The organism is Affinundibacterium seohonense, assembly GCF_014284305.1.
Taxonomy (GTDB): domain Bacteria; phylum Pseudomonadota; class Gammaproteobacteria; order Burkholderiales; family Burkholderiaceae_D; genus Undibacterium; species Undibacterium seohonense.
The window spans coordinates 1-500 of record NZ_JACOFW010000087.1; the positions used below are offsets into that span (position 1 = coordinate 1).

A 500-nucleotide genomic window follows, 5' to 3' on the forward strand; every position below is an offset into this window, starting at 1 on the left:
CACAACTCAAGCATTATAGCAGGAAGAAAAGAACTAGTGTCCTGTAACAATGAAGATCATTTTCGTCTTTGCTCTCCTTGCTATTGCTGCATGCAGCGCCTCTGCGCAGCTTGATGTTTTCAGTCAGAGTTATAGGCAATATCAGCTGCAGCCGCATGTCCTGCTGCAGCAACAGGTGCTTAGCCCTTGCAATGAGTTCGTAAGGCAGCAGTATAACATAGCGGCATCCCCCCTCTGGCAATCAGCTACGTTTCCACTGAGAAACAACCAAGTCTTGCAGCAGCAGTGCTGCCAACAGCTCAGGCTGATGGCGCAACAATCTCAGTACCAGGCCATTAACAGTGTTTGGGCGACTGTCCAACAGCAACACCTCCAGCAGTTTGGTGGTCTCTACTTTGATCAGACTCTAGCTCAAGCCCAAGCTCTGTTGGCTTTTAACTTGCCATCTATATGCGGTATCTACCCTAGCTACTATAGTGCCCCTAGTAGCGTTGCCAACC

The 500-nt window shown here is 49.2% G+C and carries 1 protein-coding gene; it reads left to right on the forward strand.

The features are described 5' to 3' along the window. Positions 1 to 49: 49 nt before the first annotated feature. Positions 50 to 500, forward strand: a 451-nt coding sequence (locus H8K52_RS20665) for a hypothetical protein (protein ID WP_186924798.1), incomplete at its 3' end; no start/stop codon positions are given.